The following is a 15,475-nucleotide window of genomic DNA, read 5'->3' as shown; positions in this document are numbered from 1 at the left end:
AAGAAACGCACGAAATGGGGCTGCTCTGTCTCTAACTGAATTACGCAACAAAGCCCTCTCCAATATCAAGCGGCGTTGTTGCCTAAATCAGTTGAACCTTTTTCGAGTCCTGCGATCTGAACCTTTATGATGGTTAGAGCGGTGACAACATGGGTAAGGCGGAAAAGAAGATAACTAACTGGGCGGAGTACAATAAGGCTTTGTGCAAACGGGCGTCGGTTACGTTCTGGATAGATGATACAGCCGTTGATGCATGGCGATGCAAAACTCATCATGGTAAGCGTGGTAGAGGCTTTCAGTACTCTGATACAGCGATTGAAACTGCCTTGATGATTAAAGGAATATTCTCACTACCATTGAGTGCCCTTCAAGGTTTTATCGACACTATCTTTGAGTTATTGGATGTTCCGCTGACGTCCCCAGACTACACCTGTATCAGTAAACGCTCGAAGACAGTCCAGGTCAAATACCGTAATAAATCTAAAGGGGCTATTCGTCTATAGCCATTGACTCGACTGGTCTCAAAGTCTTTGGCGAGGGTGAGTGGAAGGTGAAGAAACATGGTGCCGAAAAACGTAGAACTTGGCGCAAGTTGCACTTAGCCGTTGATGTAGATACCCATGAAGTCATTAGTGTCGAGGTCAGCCTGGTAAATGTTGGTGATAGCGAAGTGCTGCCAACGTTACTCAACCCTTTACGTAGAAAGATCGATGTCGTATCTGCCGATGGAGCATATGACACAAAAAGTTGCCACAATACTCTGAAAAATAAAGGTTGTACTCCATTGATACCACCTCGAAAGAATGCAGTGTTTTGGGAGGATGGATATCCCAGAAATGAAGCTGTAGAGGCTCTGAAAAACGGAACAATAGCGGAGTGGAAATCCGAGTTTGGTTATCACTATCGCTCAATATCTGAGACCGCAATGTATCGATATAAAGGACTAACCAGCGGTAAATTGAGCTTGAGATGTTATAACGCTCAAGTGGGTGAAATCATGGCGAATGTCAAAGCTATAAACAAAGTCATAGGACTAGGCATGCCTGTTCGAAGCTAACGATGAGTCGCATATGGCGTCGTTGACCTTCAAGTTGATTTGATCAACAACGCCATTCCGAAACCTACGGTCTACATCACTGAATACCGTTTATTTGCTGGTCAATGTCGCCACTGCAAAGAAACAGTAAAAGCTCAAAACCTGACAATGTCTCACAAGGTATCATCGGCCCTAATCTATTAAGTTATATTGGCGTGCTTGCGGGACAATATCATCTCAGCGTTCGAAAAATCCAATCACTTCTCAAAGAACAGCTTGGCACAACCTTTTCGGTCGGTGCGATTAGCGAAGCGCAAACTAAAGTCGCTTCAATGTTGACTCCATTGCATCAAGCGATAAAACAAGCGTTAAAGAAAGCCCCTTTGATTCATGCCGACGAAACCTCTCACCATAGAAATGATGAGCAAAGCCTTCGTTGGTGTTGGTTAGTGGCCAGTGATGACCTTGTCTATGAACAAATACTGTATTCACGCTCGGCCTCATCAGCGAAAAAGGTCATTGATGAAGATTATACAGGCATTGTAGTTAGCGACCAGTGCTCAAGCTATAACTGGATAGCCGCAGACCGTCACCTGTTATGTTGGGCGCATGTGAAGCGCAATCTTCAACAAATGGCGGATTATAGTGGCGGTGGCCACACCGCCTATATTGGCAAACATCTTTGTTTGCTGACGAACGCCATTTTCCATACTCAGCATCGTTACGAGCAAGGTGAATTGGATTATTCACTGTATTTGCGGCGAATGCACAGGCTACAAAAATCGTTCGATCATTGGTTGAATAAAGGGACAGATGTTATGGTCAAACGGTATCGGGGACGATGCAAGTTACTGATCAAGCATAGAGAAAGCTTGTGGGTTTCCTCAAGAAAACCTCAATCCCCTTAACTAATAATGAAGCTGAGCGATGTATTAGAGGTTTTGTCATTCAAAGGAAAATCAGCTTTGGAACGACCTCGGATGCAGGCGATAAATTCCGTAGTCGTATTCATACACTTATCGAAACCGGCAAAAAACGCGGCTTATCAGCAATGTCGGTGTTGAGCGATATCATCACATCAGTCGCTGAGAAGAAGCCGTCCAATACGACCGATAATGACGCGAGAAGTGATGCGCCAAGCACTTTTTGAATATGTCGAAGTCGATTATAATTGAACAAGAAGGCACAGGGCTCTTGGGTATCTAAGCCCAGTTAAGTTTGAAAACAATACGTCGCTTAATGCGGTATCCAGTCTAACTGGAGCTGCTCGTTTGTTGTGTTGACCGAAAGATAAACGAAACTGGATGGCTCTATCACTAAATTTGATTACGAAACAAAGTCTATCCTGCTTAGAGTTTTGTTCAAACCAGATAAAATTTAAACTGGTTAATTTGTACCTACTCTGTTAAAGTTTTCTCGAATTAAAAGCTGCATTAAAGCGGTTGAACTGTGAAGTTATTGCCTTTAGGAGCTAGACCTAAGGGCGGTAGCATTCCTAAGCGGGACACTTAAAGAAATAGGGTGTTTTGATAAATAAGTATAATCTAGGTTTCAATGTAAGATAGGCGAGAACCTACGGTTTCAAAACGGATGAAGAATGTCTCAGGATCTGAAGAATAGCTGGGATGTTTTTGTGGTTATTGAATTCAATTTTAAAGGGCATAGCTCCCTTCAACGTAAAATAAGTGACAACTCTATTATGGCTAAGAAAAAAATCTTGACGGTCTTTGGCACTCGACCTGAAGCAATCAAAATGGCACCTCTTGTTCATGCTCTTGATGCTGATGAGCGCTTTGAAGCAAAGTGTTGCGTAACCGCTCAGCACCGAGAGATGCTAGATCAAGTTTTAGACCTATTCGACATCAAGCCGGATTATGATTTAAATTTGATGAAAGTCGGTCAAACACTCAATGATGTAACAGCGCGCATTGTTCAAGGATTAAAGCCGATTCTTCAAGATTTTGAGCCAGACGTTGTGTTGGTTCATGGTGATACAGCAACCACTTTTGCTGCCAGTTTAGCTGCTTATTATGAACAAATTGAAGTTGGTCATGTAGAGGCCGGCCTCCGTACCGGTAATATGTACTCGCCGTGGCCAGAAGAAGGCAATCGACGCCTAACTGGTGCGTTAACTAAGTACCACTTTGCACCTACTCAATCTTCAAAAGATAACCTATTAAAAGAAAACGTCAGCGTGGATGATATCTACGTGACTGGTAATACAGTTATAGATTCTCTCTTGATGGTGAAGGGGAAAATTGATTCAGACAAAGCTTTGAACGCAGAGCTTTCAAGCCAGTTTTCTTTTCTGGATGACAGTAAAAAATTAATATTAGTCACTGGTCACCGACGTGAGAGTTTTGGTAAGGGATTTGAAAGTATATGTGAGGCGTTAGCTCGAATAGCTAAAATGCATCAAGAGGTTCAGGTTGTATACCCCGTGCATTTAAACCCAAATGTTCGAGAACCTGTAAATCGCATTTTAGGTGATATAAGCAACGTTTATTTAATAGAACCACAACAGTATTTACCTTTTGTCTATTTGATGGGGCGCTCCCACATCATTTTGACAGATTCTGGTGGTATTCAAGAAGAAGCTCCTTCCCTTGGGAAACCAGTTTTAGTTATGCGCGATACGACAGAACGGCCAGAAGCTGTTGAAGCGGGGACAGTTAAGTTAGTAGGGGCATGTGTGACGACTATTGTTGACAATTTAAATGTATTGCTAACAAATAAAGCAGCTTACCAAATGATGAGCTTTGCACATAACCCATATGGTGATGGTAAGACTTGCGAAAAAATCTGTGACAACTTAGTAACCAAATGATGGAAAAGTAAATATGAAGCCTGTATACGAACAAAGGTTAAGAATTGTAGAAGAGTATTTTGATAAGGTTGGTTTTGATAGTGACTTATTGGAGTATTACACTGATAAAAACGTACTAGTTACTGGTGGTGCTGGTGCTATTGGAAGTAATTTAATAATTATGCTATCTAAGTTAGTCGGGCCACATGGTAAGGTTGTTATATTAGATAATTTGAGCTCCTCTAAAACTGAGTCTAATTGGAATATAACACCTTTAACAAATGTTATGTTTGTTAAAGGTGATGTTCGAAGTGATGTTGATATGAAAAGAGTCTTTAAAGAAGATATAGATATCGTTTTTCACCTTGCTGCATTTTTTGCGAACCAAAACTCTGTTGACTATCCTGAAATTTCAGCAGAAGTTGACGTTATTGGCCAAATTAAACTTTTAGAGTACTCTAGACTGGCAAGTGTTAGCCGCTTTGTATATGCATCAAGTGGCTGTGCTGTGTATGGTTCTTCTGCACAGTTGCCTGTAAAAGAAGACTTTATTTCGATGCATCTTACAACACCTTACCAGGTTAATAAGATGACGGGAGAAATGTATTGTAACTTCTATCACCATAATTATGGTTTGAATACTGTAAATTGTAGATTCTTTAACTCTTATGGGCCTGGAGAAATCCCTGGTCAATACAGAAATGTAATTCCAAATTTTATTTATTGGGCGATGAAAAAGAAACCGTTACCGATTACTGGAGATGGTTCGGAAACAAGGGACTTCACGTATGTTCTAGATCTTGTGCAAGGTTTGATTAAATCCGGTTTTTATAATGATGCTATCGGTGAGAATTTCAATTTATCTGCTGGCCGAGAAATATCTATTGCTGATATGGCTAAGGCTGTAAATATTGCCGCATCTAATGAAGATAACATCGAATTCAAACCAAGAAGGACATGGGATACTAAAAAAAGAATGTTAGCCTGTACTGATAAAGCGGAGCGTTTGATTGGTTATAAGCCAATCATTACGTTTGAAGAAGGCTTTAAAGAAAATGTCCAGTGGTTCAAAGATAACTGGGAGCTAATTGAGAACGATGCTGATTTTACCCCGGGAATGAGTAGTGCTGTTCGATAATATTTAAAAGGCTGACATGAAGTATTAAAAGGCTGACATGAAGTATAGAGTGTAATAATTATGCTCTATACTCTTAAATTTAACATAGTACACACGATTTCAGATAATAAGTACGACATTTATGGAAAGGTGTAGAAGAGGAAGCCAACTACTGAAAGTGGTACGCTCTTCTCGTCAAAGAAACAAACAGTACTACCATGAATTATCCGCAGTTGACCGAGGGAAAAAGATACCATATTTCAGCTCTATTGGAACGGGAGATTTCGGTTTCTGAAATAGCTAAAACCATTCAGTGCCATCTCTCTACGGTATATCAGGAGCTTAAATGCGGCAGCAAAGGCAGTCATTATTGTCCAAGCAAAGCCCAGGTATTCTCAATCAAAAAAACGCACATCGGCGCGTAAATATAGAATACCTCAGGAGTGTGTTGATTTTATCTACCTCCTTTTAGAGTCGGATTGGATTCCAGAGCAGATTTCCAGTGTATTAATTAGAGTCGCTCTTGTAGTCAGCCATGAGTGGAACTATCGATTTGTTGCTCAGGATAAACGCTTAGGCGGCAAGTTATATCGCCACTTGAGGCAAGGTCACAAGCGGTATCGTCGCGGTAGAAAAAAGAAAGCACCAGCGATCCAAAATGCTGTTTCTATCGATGATAGGCCAAGCATCGTTGACAGTAAGAAGCGATTGGATGATTGGGAAATCGACATCGTATTAGGCAAACATGGCACAGGTGTTATGGTGACAATCTTGGAGCGTAAAACACGATTTTACGAGTTCAAGAAGGTGCCATCGAAATCAGCAGATGATGTTATTAAAGCTACCATAGAACTACTCATGCCTTATAAGGAACATATCCATACCATCAAGGCAGATAATGGGAGAGGGTTTGCGGGCCATGAAATCATCGCAAAGGCGTTGGATTTCGATGTGTACTTTGCCCATCCTTATAGCTATTGGGAGCGTGGAGCCAATGAGAATACTAACGGGCTTTTAAGGCAGTCGTGAAGAAAGGAACCAACTTAACAACGGTAACAGACAGCGATATTGAATTCGCTGTATCACGGATAAATTATCGACCGAAAAAGTGTTTAGACTTCAGCAATCAGCGATTATCTTTAAATAAATGGCAGTGACTGCTTGATATTGGAGAGTGCCGCACTTCGCAATTTAATTCAGGCATTATAAAATTTAGTCTCAATCTGAAGTTCTCTATCTTTTTGGAATGCCGAAAGCACATGATATTTATATAAAGGTTAATTTTGAACACTATAATACTATCAAAAAATTACAGTAAATATAAATCCGGCTATTATCATAATGATATAGTTAAAGGCTGGAAAAAAACAACCAATTGCTTTGTTTATGGTCCAGGCTACCCTGGTTATAATAATGATGATGACATTGATTCGGTTATAGAAAAATCACCATTTAAAAAAGAAGATTTAGATATTATAGTCTTTTCAACTAGTTGGGATGATGATGAATCAGATGACAATGTAGACCCACATTGCAACATAAGATTAGAAAAAATCGATTCTGTCAAAAAAATATACTATCTAAACAAAGAATATAAAAAATTAGAACTGCGTTTTGATTATGCAAAGTTGCAAAGTGTTGACCTTATTGTAACAGTTCATCCTAACTTTAAATTATGGGAGGAAGAAGTAGGGATTAGATTTGTTCAAAGTCATTTTGCGGTTGATTTAGCTAGGTTTGGCTATAATAACGAACCGAAAGATTATGACTTTGGTTTTACTGGTGGTTTACATATGAAACACCTAGACTTTAGAAGTAAAGTTAAAAATGAAATATTTTTAGATAAATATAAAAACTTAAAATCAAATTACGATAGAAAGGTAATATTAAGAAAGAGTTTTTTCAAAGAAAAATATCTAGGTTATAATATTTACTGGGCAGAGTTTGGTGCGAAAAATTTATTAGGACAAAGCCTTCTTCCTCATGGGAATAAATATGCAAAATTTCTTAGAAGATTTAAGAGCTTTTTAAATACACCTTCAGCTATTGGCATATTTAACACTAGATTTTTTGAACTCATGGCTTCCAGGACATTAATAATATGCCCGAAAGTTGATTCATATAATGGAATAATGAAGGATGGGGATAATTGTCTTATGTTTAAGGAAGATATGAGCGACTTTTCACTAGTGCTTGAGAAAGCGCAAGATGAAAATGTACGCTTACCGATAATTAACAACGCGCAAAAATTTGTTAGACAGCATACATATGAAGCTAGAGCAAAAAAAATAATTGAAGTGATCCAAGGAACTGAAAGTGATTCTAAACAATAAAGGAGAGATTAGTTAATAGCTTTAATCAATATACAAGTAGTACTGGTAGATGTACTACTTGTACCTACAGTCAGATAAGCTGAAGCCGGAGAACACTTCTTTAGTCTCACAAAATTATTGTCTATGTAGAAGCTGGATTGGATATTCGCTATAGTGTAGTGGGTGTTAATAAAGGTTGCATCACAATGGTTTATTATACAAGAGGCTCAAAGGTTCCCCTCCAGAAGCACTGTACTTCCGGCTAAGTCAATAAAAGTCAACTAGAGCTGGATTAGCAAAGGTCAGGACAAGCTCATCGAAGTAATGGGTAGGCGTACGCGACTAAATAAAATTGGTGAACTGCCACTGAAAGGCATTGGCGCAACAGCTACTGAGACATAGTCACCATCAAAGAATTTTTCGATGTAACATTTACGAGAAGGTGTAGAAGAGGCAGCCAACTGCTGAAAGTAGTACGCTCTTCTCGCCAAAGAAACAAGCAGTACCACCATTAATTATCAGCAGTTGACCGAAGACAGAAGATATAAGATTTCTGCTCTTTTGGAACGGGGGCAGTTTCTGAAATTGCTAAAACCGTTCAGTGCCATCGCTCGACGGTCTATCGGGAGCTTAAACGTGGCAGCAATGGCAGTCATTATTGGCCAAACGAAGCTCAAGTATTCTCAATCAAAAAACGCACATCAGCACATAAATATAGAATACCAAAGGAGCGTGTTGATTTTATCCGCCTCCTTTTAGAATCGGATTGGAGTCCAGAGCAGATTTCCAGTGTATTAACTAGAGTCGGTGCCGCTGTCAGCCATGAGTGGATTTCCCGATTTGTTGCACAGGATAAATGCTTGGGAGGCAAGTTATATCGCCACTTGAGGCAAGGTCACAAGCGGTATCGTCGCGGTAGAAAAGAGAAAGCGCCAGCGATCAAGAATGCTGTTTCTATCGATGATAGGCCAAGAATCGTTGACAGCAAGGAGCGATTGGGTGATAGGGAAATCGACACCGTATTAGGCAAACATGGCACTGGTGCTATGATGACAATTTTAGAGCGTAAAACACGATTTTACGTGGTCAAGAAAGTGCCATCGAAGTCAGCAGATGATGTCATCAAAGCCACCATCGAGCTACTCATGCCTTATAAGGAACATGTCCATACCATCACGGCAGATAACGGGAGCGAGTTTACAGGTCATGAAACCATCGCAAAGGCGTTGGAGGCTGATGTTTACTTTGCCCATCCTTATAGTTCTTGGGAGCGTGGAGCCAATGAGAGTACTAACGGTCTTTTAAGGCAATATGTGAAGAAAGGAATCGACCTCACAACGGTAACAGATAGCGATATTGAATTCACTTTATCGCGGATAAATTTTCGTTCGAAAAAGCGTTTAGATTTCAAGCAACCAGCGATTGTCTTTAAAGAAATGGCATTGCTGCTTGATATTGGCGAGTGTCGCACTTCGCAGCTGAATTCGGGATTAAATTGAAGTGTGATTTTATATTAATTCAAAGCAGGTGACTATGAGCTATAACGTCGGATTAATGTTTAGTAAGTGTACATCATTACAGCAATGGTATGCTACAGGGTTAGCATATAGAGAGTTTGATATATATAAAAAGTTGATTGCAGATAAAAGCATTAAAGAATTACATGTTTTCACGTATGGAAGCTGTGATAGGTATTATTACGATAAGTTAAAAAAAGAAGGTGTATGTGGTGATAATATAGTTGTCCACCCAATGCCAAAGGCTTTTGATAATAAAGTTGGGCGTCGTATATATCAACTAGCAATGCCAATTATTTATAATAAAGAAATAAAGAAGCTAGATGTTCTTAAGACTAATCAATTAAGCTCTTGCATACCCGTATTGATTTCAAAGCTTTTATATAAAAAAACAATTTATTTAAGAACAGGATATTCATTAACGTACTTTTTAGAAAGGCAAAAAAAACACCTACAGTGTTTTTTTTGGAAGAACATTGAAAAGATAGCAGTAAATTATGCTGACATATGTGCTTGTGCAAGTGTTAGAGATGTTAATGAATGGAAAATTTTAAAAAAAAATAATTCGAGAGTAGTTTGGTTGCCTAATTATATCGATACGGATAAATTCCAATATTGCGAATATGAAGAAAGTCGAATAGATAGAGTTGTATATGTTGGCAGGTACAATGATCAAAAGAATCTATTCTCACTTTTAGAGGCTTGCAAAGGGGCATCATTAGGGATTGATTTATATGGACATGGAGAGTTAGAAAGTGAACTAATTGATTTCTCTAAATCAAACGGGATCGATGCAAAATTTAATAAAAAACTGGATAATAATCTCGTTGCCGAAACCTTAACTGAATATAAATATTTTGCCCTGTGTTCACATTACGAAGGGACCCCCAAAATATTATTGGAAGCGATGGCTGTAGGTAGTTTAATTGTTGCTACAAAGGTGCCTGGTATATCTAGCATTATAAAGGACCAGAAACATGCAGTATTAGCAAACGATGTGTCATCTCAATCGATACAAAATTCGTTAATTAAAGCTAAGCATTTGAATATTAATGATGCTAAGGAGTTGGCTAAAAATGCTAATAATAAAATAATGGAAAACTATAGCCTCAAATGTGTGAGCAAGGTGGAAAAAAACAATTATGAAGACATCATTTCGAAATGAAATACCGTTAAGTAACCTGCCACTAATCAGTATTGTGATGGCTGTTTATAATTGTGAAAAATATTTAAAATACTCAATTGACAGCATAATCGAACAGTCATATGAAAACTTTGAGTTTATAATCGTAGATGATTGCTCAGTAGATAATAGCTTAAGTATAATTAACTCCTATAAAGACTCAAGATTACGTATTATTAAAAATGACGAAAACATGGGGTTAGCCGGAAGCTTAAATCGTGCAATTGAGGAAGCAGCAGGTAAATATATAGCAAGGATGGATGCTGATGATATTTCTCTAAGCAACAGGATAGAGAAACAAGTATCCTATATGGAGCAGCACAAAAATGTGGCTGTATGTGGCACAAACATACAGCATATAGATAGCAATAACAATCCGATAAAAGATAGGATTAAATGGATTAAGGAAGACAATCGAAGCATTAAAAATGCGTTAATTTACGGATCTTGTTTTGCTCACCCTTCAGTTATCGTTAGAGCTAAGTATTTTAGGGAACACTCAATTAGATATGAAGTTACATTACGAAGAAGTCAAGATTATGATCTTTGGTTTAAATTATCCGAATATGGTGACTTTGCTAACTTGAACGAACCATTACTTCTTTATAGAATTAGTGGTGATATGGCATCTATAAAGCATTCAGTAGACCAAAAGTTAAGTAAAAATACTGTAAGGAATAAATATGTAAATAGATTTATACGGTATAGTTCTTATAAGAAAAAAAGACCAACTTATTTTGATTTAGTTATGGTTTGTTACATTGTAGTTAGCAATAAAGACACATCGTTAAGTGTTTTGGCTAACTTAGTTAGATTGCTTGTGGTTTTTAGAACGATCACGCCACTGATTTATATTATTTATAAAAGAATGAGAAAATATGAATAAGTCCAGTGAGATTTTTATTTTAGTAACCTTGACGCTGTCTATATTCTTTATCTCATTGGTAAGCCTGTCCGGGAATGTACAAAGGTTAGGCGTTGTTCTTTTTATTTTGTTGTCATTTTTTATTTTAAAAAAAAATGAATTAAATGTCGATATAAGAATAGTAGCTATTGTCATTTTTCTAATGTTCATATCAATAACAAGATTTATTTATAGTTATGTATACGAAACTTGGTTACAGGAAGATAATGAAAATTTCATATTAAGTTATATATTGAATTTTTCACTATACTTCTTTTTTTCTTTGATCGTAAATAACATGATTAGGTTTAATTCGGAGTTGATATCGAAGTCTCTATTTGTTGTTATACTCTGTCATTTGTTTTTATTTTACATTCAATTCGTATCTGTGTATGTATCCGGCTACTTTATAGACTATGTGAAGTTTTTCACAGGTGAAGAGAGTAGATATATGACGTACTTATCTCAATTGGGCCCGTTAAAATATCGAGCTTCAGGTGGCTATATTGAACCATCTACTTACGCAGGGTGTATAATTGTGTTGTTATTGACATACGAATTAACGTCCGAGACTGTTTGCAATAAAATTAGATGGTTAGCTGTTTCTAGTATTTTTCTAACTTTTTCTAGTGCAGCTGTAGTGTTTGGTACGATTTATCTGTTTTCTAAGTTAAAAAATTCTATATCATCATTTAAACTATATGGTTGTCTTATCCTTGGGGCCTTTGTTGTAATTGTTAGTGTGTTGTTTTTTTATGAACAGCTGATATTGATTTTTAATAGCCCTACATTATTGATGAGAATCGAACTTGTTAATTATATCTTGAACAGAGAAACTGACCTGTTACTTATAGGGCCTGGTTTGTTTTCATTAGAAAATGAACTGTTTATCCTTAGTTCTGGTGATGGCTTAGGCGAGCTAAGATTGGCTTCAATAAATGATTTAGGATTGGGGATTTTACTCTTTATCAAATTGGGGGTTATTGGCCTTGGCTTGTACTTGTTGTCATTTTTTTTTGTGAAAAATAAAACTGATTACATATGTATAACTCTAACAAAATTGTCCTATATGCATCCATTGTTTATATTAGCTTTGGTCTCTTTATTTAGGAATAAAAATTGATATCATTTATTTATCACTATGTAGGAAATGTAGCAAACTTAGTCCTAGGTGCACTATTCACCTTAAAGCTATCAACCACATTTGGCTCGGAATTATTTGGTCAGTACACTCATATTACATCTATATTGGCTTTAAGTACAGTAATGACAGGGTTCGGTATTACTACATATTGTCAAAGAGTTTTACCAAAATCAAGCAGGTTAAAACTTATAATTATAAGTAGGGTTGTAGCCTTCAAAATATTATCTATCTCACTATTTTTTGTGTGTTATTCCTTTTATGATAATAATCTAGAGAATTTAGAAGTTCTATATTGTTACTTAATAATAGTCGGTCTGTCATCATTGTTTTATGATAATATTCTGCTTTATTTAGGATATCTAAAAACTATATTCACATTGAGGTTTTTGTCTAACTTATTGAAGTTTTCATCGTTGTTTTTTTTGAAAATTGATATAGACACTGTACTGTTAGTAATAATTACAATCGAGTGTGTAAATGTTTTAATATCAGTAATTTCAATAAAAGCAAGAGAAGAATCGTTGAAAATATGGCGTAACTTTCCACTAAAGAAAGACTATAATATCATTGTTGGATATAAAGATGTATTTATTGGCGACGCTTTAAGTTTTTTTGCTACACATAGTTTTGTTATTCTTGTTTTTGTTCAGTTAGATTATGGCTATCAAAGCATAGGATCGTTTGCGTTTATCTCTGGCTTTAGCTATTTGGCATTTAGTGCGATATCTATACCCTCGAGATATGAAAGTATTTGGGTTAATAACAGCATGAAATGCAATAAGCCATATTATGATAGAAAATTACTTGCTTTTCATGTTGTAATGTTTCAATCGATATTAATATCGATGTATATATTTAAGCAGCCTATTATAGAATATGTTTTTAAAGGTCAGCATGGTGAGCTTTATGACTATATTTATTTAATATTGTTGTCATTTGTAGTGTCTGGGTTCAATTATAGTTTGTCTCCTGTTATAGTTTTAGAGCGGAAATTCTATGCATTTTCTTTGAGCTCTATTATACCGTTAATTCCATCGGCTATTGTTTTATATAACTCGGTAAATATAGAGTCTGGTTTTTTCTATTTATTTTTAACATCAATGTTAAAAAGTTTAGTTTTAAATGTAATGTGCTATAAAAGCAATAAGGAAATAATTAAGAGTAACATAGAAGTGTTTTTTTTAATTAACCTAATCTCCATGATTATCTTATTTGTTGCGATAGAATATGACGTAACTCATATCATTTCAAAACTAATTGTTATTGATGGCTTTTTAGTTCTTTTTGCAACATCACTTCCTATCTTTATTTTTCTTTTAACTGTTCTTTATTTGGGCTATGTTTTTGTTGGAAGGTTTAAAAAACGCATGAGTAACCTATGAGAAAAATCTTAATATTTAGTCACGAATGGCCTCCATATTTAGGGGGGGTTGGTACGGTTGGTTTTCAAATATCACAGTGGTATTCAGATAATAACTATGATGTAACTGTAATTACAAGAGAACAACAAAATATTCAAAATTCATTTGGAGTAAAGATACATCAAGTAAAAACAATGCCATACTTTTGGTTCTTATCGTATAAAAAGTACTTTAAAAACAATATCGACCTCAAAGAGTATGATGAAATTATATTAAATGAGTGTGCTCCTACAATTAGCTCTTCCTTGATCTTTAGTCGGAGTGATTATGATAAAACATCGGTCATAATTCACGGTTTAGAGATTGAAAACATTTATTTGGATCGAGTTGCAAATATCGGTAGAAGGGTGTTTAACTTCAAGTCATGGCACCAAAAAGCTTGTATAAAATCTAAAAATATTGTATTTGTTGGAAAATTTATTAAAGATAAATTTTTGAAACATACTTCTCTACCAATTTCTGAAAAGTCGAAAATTATTTATGCCGGAGTTAATGCAAGCCTTTTTGATATTGAAGGAAGAAATATAAACAACAGTTCATATTTTAACGTGGTTAGTGCTAGTAGAATAACTCTAATGAAAGGCTATAAAGAAAAGTTCTATGTCATGAATTCTGCAATAGGGAAAAATACTTCTATTAGGTGGATAGTCTGCGGGGACGGTGATTATATAGATAAATTAAAGCGTATGGTGGCTAATTCGTCTATAAAAGATAATGTGATATTCAAAGGGTCATGCTCAAGAAGTCAACTAAACAAAATTTACTCTGAGTCTGATTTATATTTATTGTTATCAAGATATGATGAAGCTCTACCTCTTAGTTATATTGAAGCTCAACTATCAGGCTTATATACGATTGGTTATAACAAAGGTGGGGTAATTGAAACGATTCATGAGGGATATACTGGGAGTTTAATTAACAGTTATCATGATGCTTGTGATATAATATTAAGGTTTGCTAGCGATAAGACTCTGTTACCAGATTGTAGAAAAATAAGAAAGGAAGCGTTAAGGTTTGATATGAATGAAACACTAAAGGAATTGACAAGATTATGAACAAGGTCCTCTTGTTAGATTTATGCGGGACGTTTTATAAATCCAATACGACATTTGATTTTTTAAGTTATTATTTGTCGGGTTATAAACGGTTTGTATACAAGTATATATTTAGGAGTGTTCCTTTTCGATGTTTTTGTAAAATATATCTTTCATTTTTTGGAAAAGATATTTTTAGATATTCTTGCGTTTATTTACTTAGAGGAGATAGCTTTAGTAATTTAGAAGCTAGAGCTAGCGAGTTTCTTGAAACCATTGAGTTGATAGACCAAGTTAAGAATAAGCTAGAATCTATAAGGGAAGAGTATGATGAGATCTACTTCATATCTGCATCTATTGACATTATCGTTAAAGTGGCCGCAAGGAAGTTTTTAGTTAATGGCTACTATTCATCAACATTACAAGTTAGAGAAATTGATGGTGTTTATTGCGTGAGTGGTTTTTTTGAACGTGATTTACTTTTCGATAAGAAAAGTGTTATTAATGACTGTTTCAAAGAGGCAAAAATAACATTTATAACAGATAATAGAACAGATAGACCTTGCTTAGAGTTATGCGATAAATTTATTGCAGTTTACAAGAAAGATTGCTTAGAAGATGCTTTATTTTGGAAAAGAAATGGTGTAACTGATGTTATTGAATACGAGTAGGCTTTCATTATATATCCCGTTTTGTTATTTTTATTTTACTCGTTTGAAGTCAATTACGAAGCTCATATCATGGATTTTAATATACATATTATCTCAGTTTTTATTTGTTTTAAATTATGAGCAATGCAGTGGTTTAGAAATAGCAAACTTAATATTGATTGTGCTTTGTTGTTACTCTATTTATGAGATAGGTTATATTTACAATGATGTCTTTACGGTAAAGAGGGAACAGAACCCTACGATCAGATTAACAACACAATTGATGAAGTATTGTGAGTGCAATATTACGTCGATTCTATCAGTTAGAATTTGTGTTGCTTTGATTTCTGG

Annotated in this window: 9 protein-coding genes and 5 pseudogenes; all 14 read left to right on the top strand. The window is 35.9% G+C overall.

What is annotated here, in order from left to right; all coding sequences use genetic code 11:
- Window positions 1–149: 149 nt before the first annotated feature.
- The 14 genes and pseudogenes from ACED28_RS18290 (at window position 150) to ACED28_RS18225 (ending at window position 15,145) form a co-directional block, all read left to right on the top strand.
- Window positions 150–1,057: pseudogene (locus ACED28_RS18290) on the top strand (IS5 family transposase).
- Window positions 1,058–1,111: 54 nt separating this feature from the next.
- Window positions 1,112–2,135: pseudogene (locus tag ACED28_RS18285) on the top strand (IS66 family transposase); the annotation flags it as partial.
- Window positions 2,129–2,319 (top strand): annotated as a pseudogene (locus ACED28_RS18280) (IS3 family transposase); the annotation flags it as partial. The pseudogenes ACED28_RS18285 and ACED28_RS18280, both read left to right, overlap by 7 nt.
- A gap of 416 nt (window positions 2,320–2,735) precedes the next feature.
- Window positions 2,736–3,863 (top strand): non-hydrolyzing UDP-N-acetylglucosamine 2-epimerase, encoded by a 1,128-nt coding sequence (wecB, locus tag ACED28_RS18275; protein WP_029225409.1) that lies wholly within the window; start codon window positions 2,736–2,738, stop codon window positions 3,861–3,863.
- A gap of 13 nt (window positions 3,864–3,876) precedes the next feature.
- Complete coding sequence (locus tag ACED28_RS18270; protein WP_371710427.1) at window positions 3,877–4,980, top strand: NAD-dependent epimerase/dehydratase family protein; 1,104 nt, start codon at window positions 3,877–3,879, stop codon at window positions 4,978–4,980.
- Window positions 4,981–5,177: 197 nt separating this feature from the next.
- A pseudogene (locus ACED28_RS18265) lies at window positions 5,178–6,116 on the top strand (IS30 family transposase).
- A 126-nt stretch (window positions 6,117–6,242) separates the two neighbouring features.
- Window positions 6,243–7,292, top strand: a complete 1,050-nt coding sequence (locus ACED28_RS18260) for a glycosyltransferase (RefSeq protein WP_017100393.1) — start codon at window positions 6,243–6,245, stop codon at window positions 7,290–7,292.
- A 489-nt stretch (window positions 7,293–7,781) separates the two neighbouring features.
- A pseudogene (locus tag ACED28_RS18255) lies at window positions 7,782–8,770 on the top strand (IS30 family transposase).
- Between the two features lie 34 nt (window positions 8,771–8,804).
- A complete protein-coding gene (locus ACED28_RS18250) occupies window positions 8,805–9,953 on the top strand; it encodes a glycosyltransferase (protein WP_371710426.1) in 1,149 nt (382 codons plus the stop codon).
- Window positions 9,931–10,857 carry a glycosyltransferase family 2 protein gene (locus tag ACED28_RS18245; protein WP_017100615.1) on the top strand — a complete coding sequence of 309 codons (927 nt, stop codon included), beginning with the start codon at window positions 9,931–9,933 and terminating at the stop codon, window positions 10,855–10,857. Before ACED28_RS18250 ends, ACED28_RS18245 begins: the two co-directional genes overlap by 23 nt.
- A 469-nt stretch (window positions 10,858–11,326) precedes the next feature.
- Complete coding sequence (locus ACED28_RS18240; RefSeq protein WP_133153718.1) at window positions 11,327–11,998, top strand: hypothetical protein; 672 nt, start codon at window positions 11,327–11,329, stop codon at window positions 11,996–11,998.
- A 443-nt stretch (window positions 11,999–12,441) separates the two neighbouring features.
- Entirely contained in the window at window positions 12,442–13,401 is a 960-nt protein-coding gene (locus tag ACED28_RS18235) for a hypothetical protein (protein WP_371710425.1), read from the top strand.
- Window positions 13,398–14,495, top strand: coding sequence for a glycosyltransferase family 4 protein (locus ACED28_RS18230; RefSeq protein ID WP_371710424.1), 1,098 nt, complete (start codon window positions 13,398–13,400; stop codon window positions 14,493–14,495). The genes ACED28_RS18235 and ACED28_RS18230 overlap by 4 nt, the downstream gene beginning before the upstream one ends.
- Complete coding sequence (locus ACED28_RS18225) at window positions 14,492–15,145, top strand: hypothetical protein (protein WP_371710423.1); 654 nt, start codon at window positions 14,492–14,494, stop codon at window positions 15,143–15,145. The genes ACED28_RS18230 and ACED28_RS18225 overlap by 4 nt, the downstream gene beginning before the upstream one ends.
- Window positions 15,146–15,475: the final 330 nt, after the last annotated feature.

Source organism: Vibrio sp. 1F253, assembly GCF_041439295.1.
Lineage (GTDB): Bacteria > Pseudomonadota > Gammaproteobacteria > Enterobacterales > Vibrionaceae > Vibrio > Vibrio tasmaniensis_A.
Note: the sequence above shows the minus strand (reverse complement) of the source record. Positions and strands in the feature narration are given on the sequence as shown.

What these genes read in the sequence shown, in the direction of transcription:
- ACED28_RS18270 (WP_371710427.1), top strand. Translation starts at nt 3,877, where the DNA reads ATGAAGCCTGTATACGAACAAAGGTTAAGAATTGTAGAAGAGTATTTT.
- wecB (WP_029225409.1), top strand. Translation starts at nt 2,736, where the DNA reads ATGGCTAAGAAAAAAATCTTGACGGTCTTTGGCACTCGACCTGAAGCA.
- ACED28_RS18225 (WP_371710423.1), top strand. Translation starts at nt 14,492, where the DNA reads ATGAACAAGGTCCTCTTGTTAGATTTATGCGGGACGTTTTATAAATCC.
- ACED28_RS18250 (WP_371710426.1), top strand. Translation starts at nt 8,805, where the DNA reads ATGAGCTATAACGTCGGATTAATGTTTAGTAAGTGTACATCATTACAG.
- ACED28_RS18240 (WP_133153718.1), top strand. Translation starts at nt 11,327, where the DNA reads ATGACGTACTTATCTCAATTGGGCCCGTTAAAATATCGAGCTTCAGGT.
- ACED28_RS18230 (WP_371710424.1), top strand. Translation starts at nt 13,398, where the DNA reads ATGAGAAAAATCTTAATATTTAGTCACGAATGGCCTCCATATTTAGGG.
- ACED28_RS18245 (WP_017100615.1), top strand. Translation starts at nt 9,931, where the DNA reads ATGAAGACATCATTTCGAAATGAAATACCGTTAAGTAACCTGCCACTA.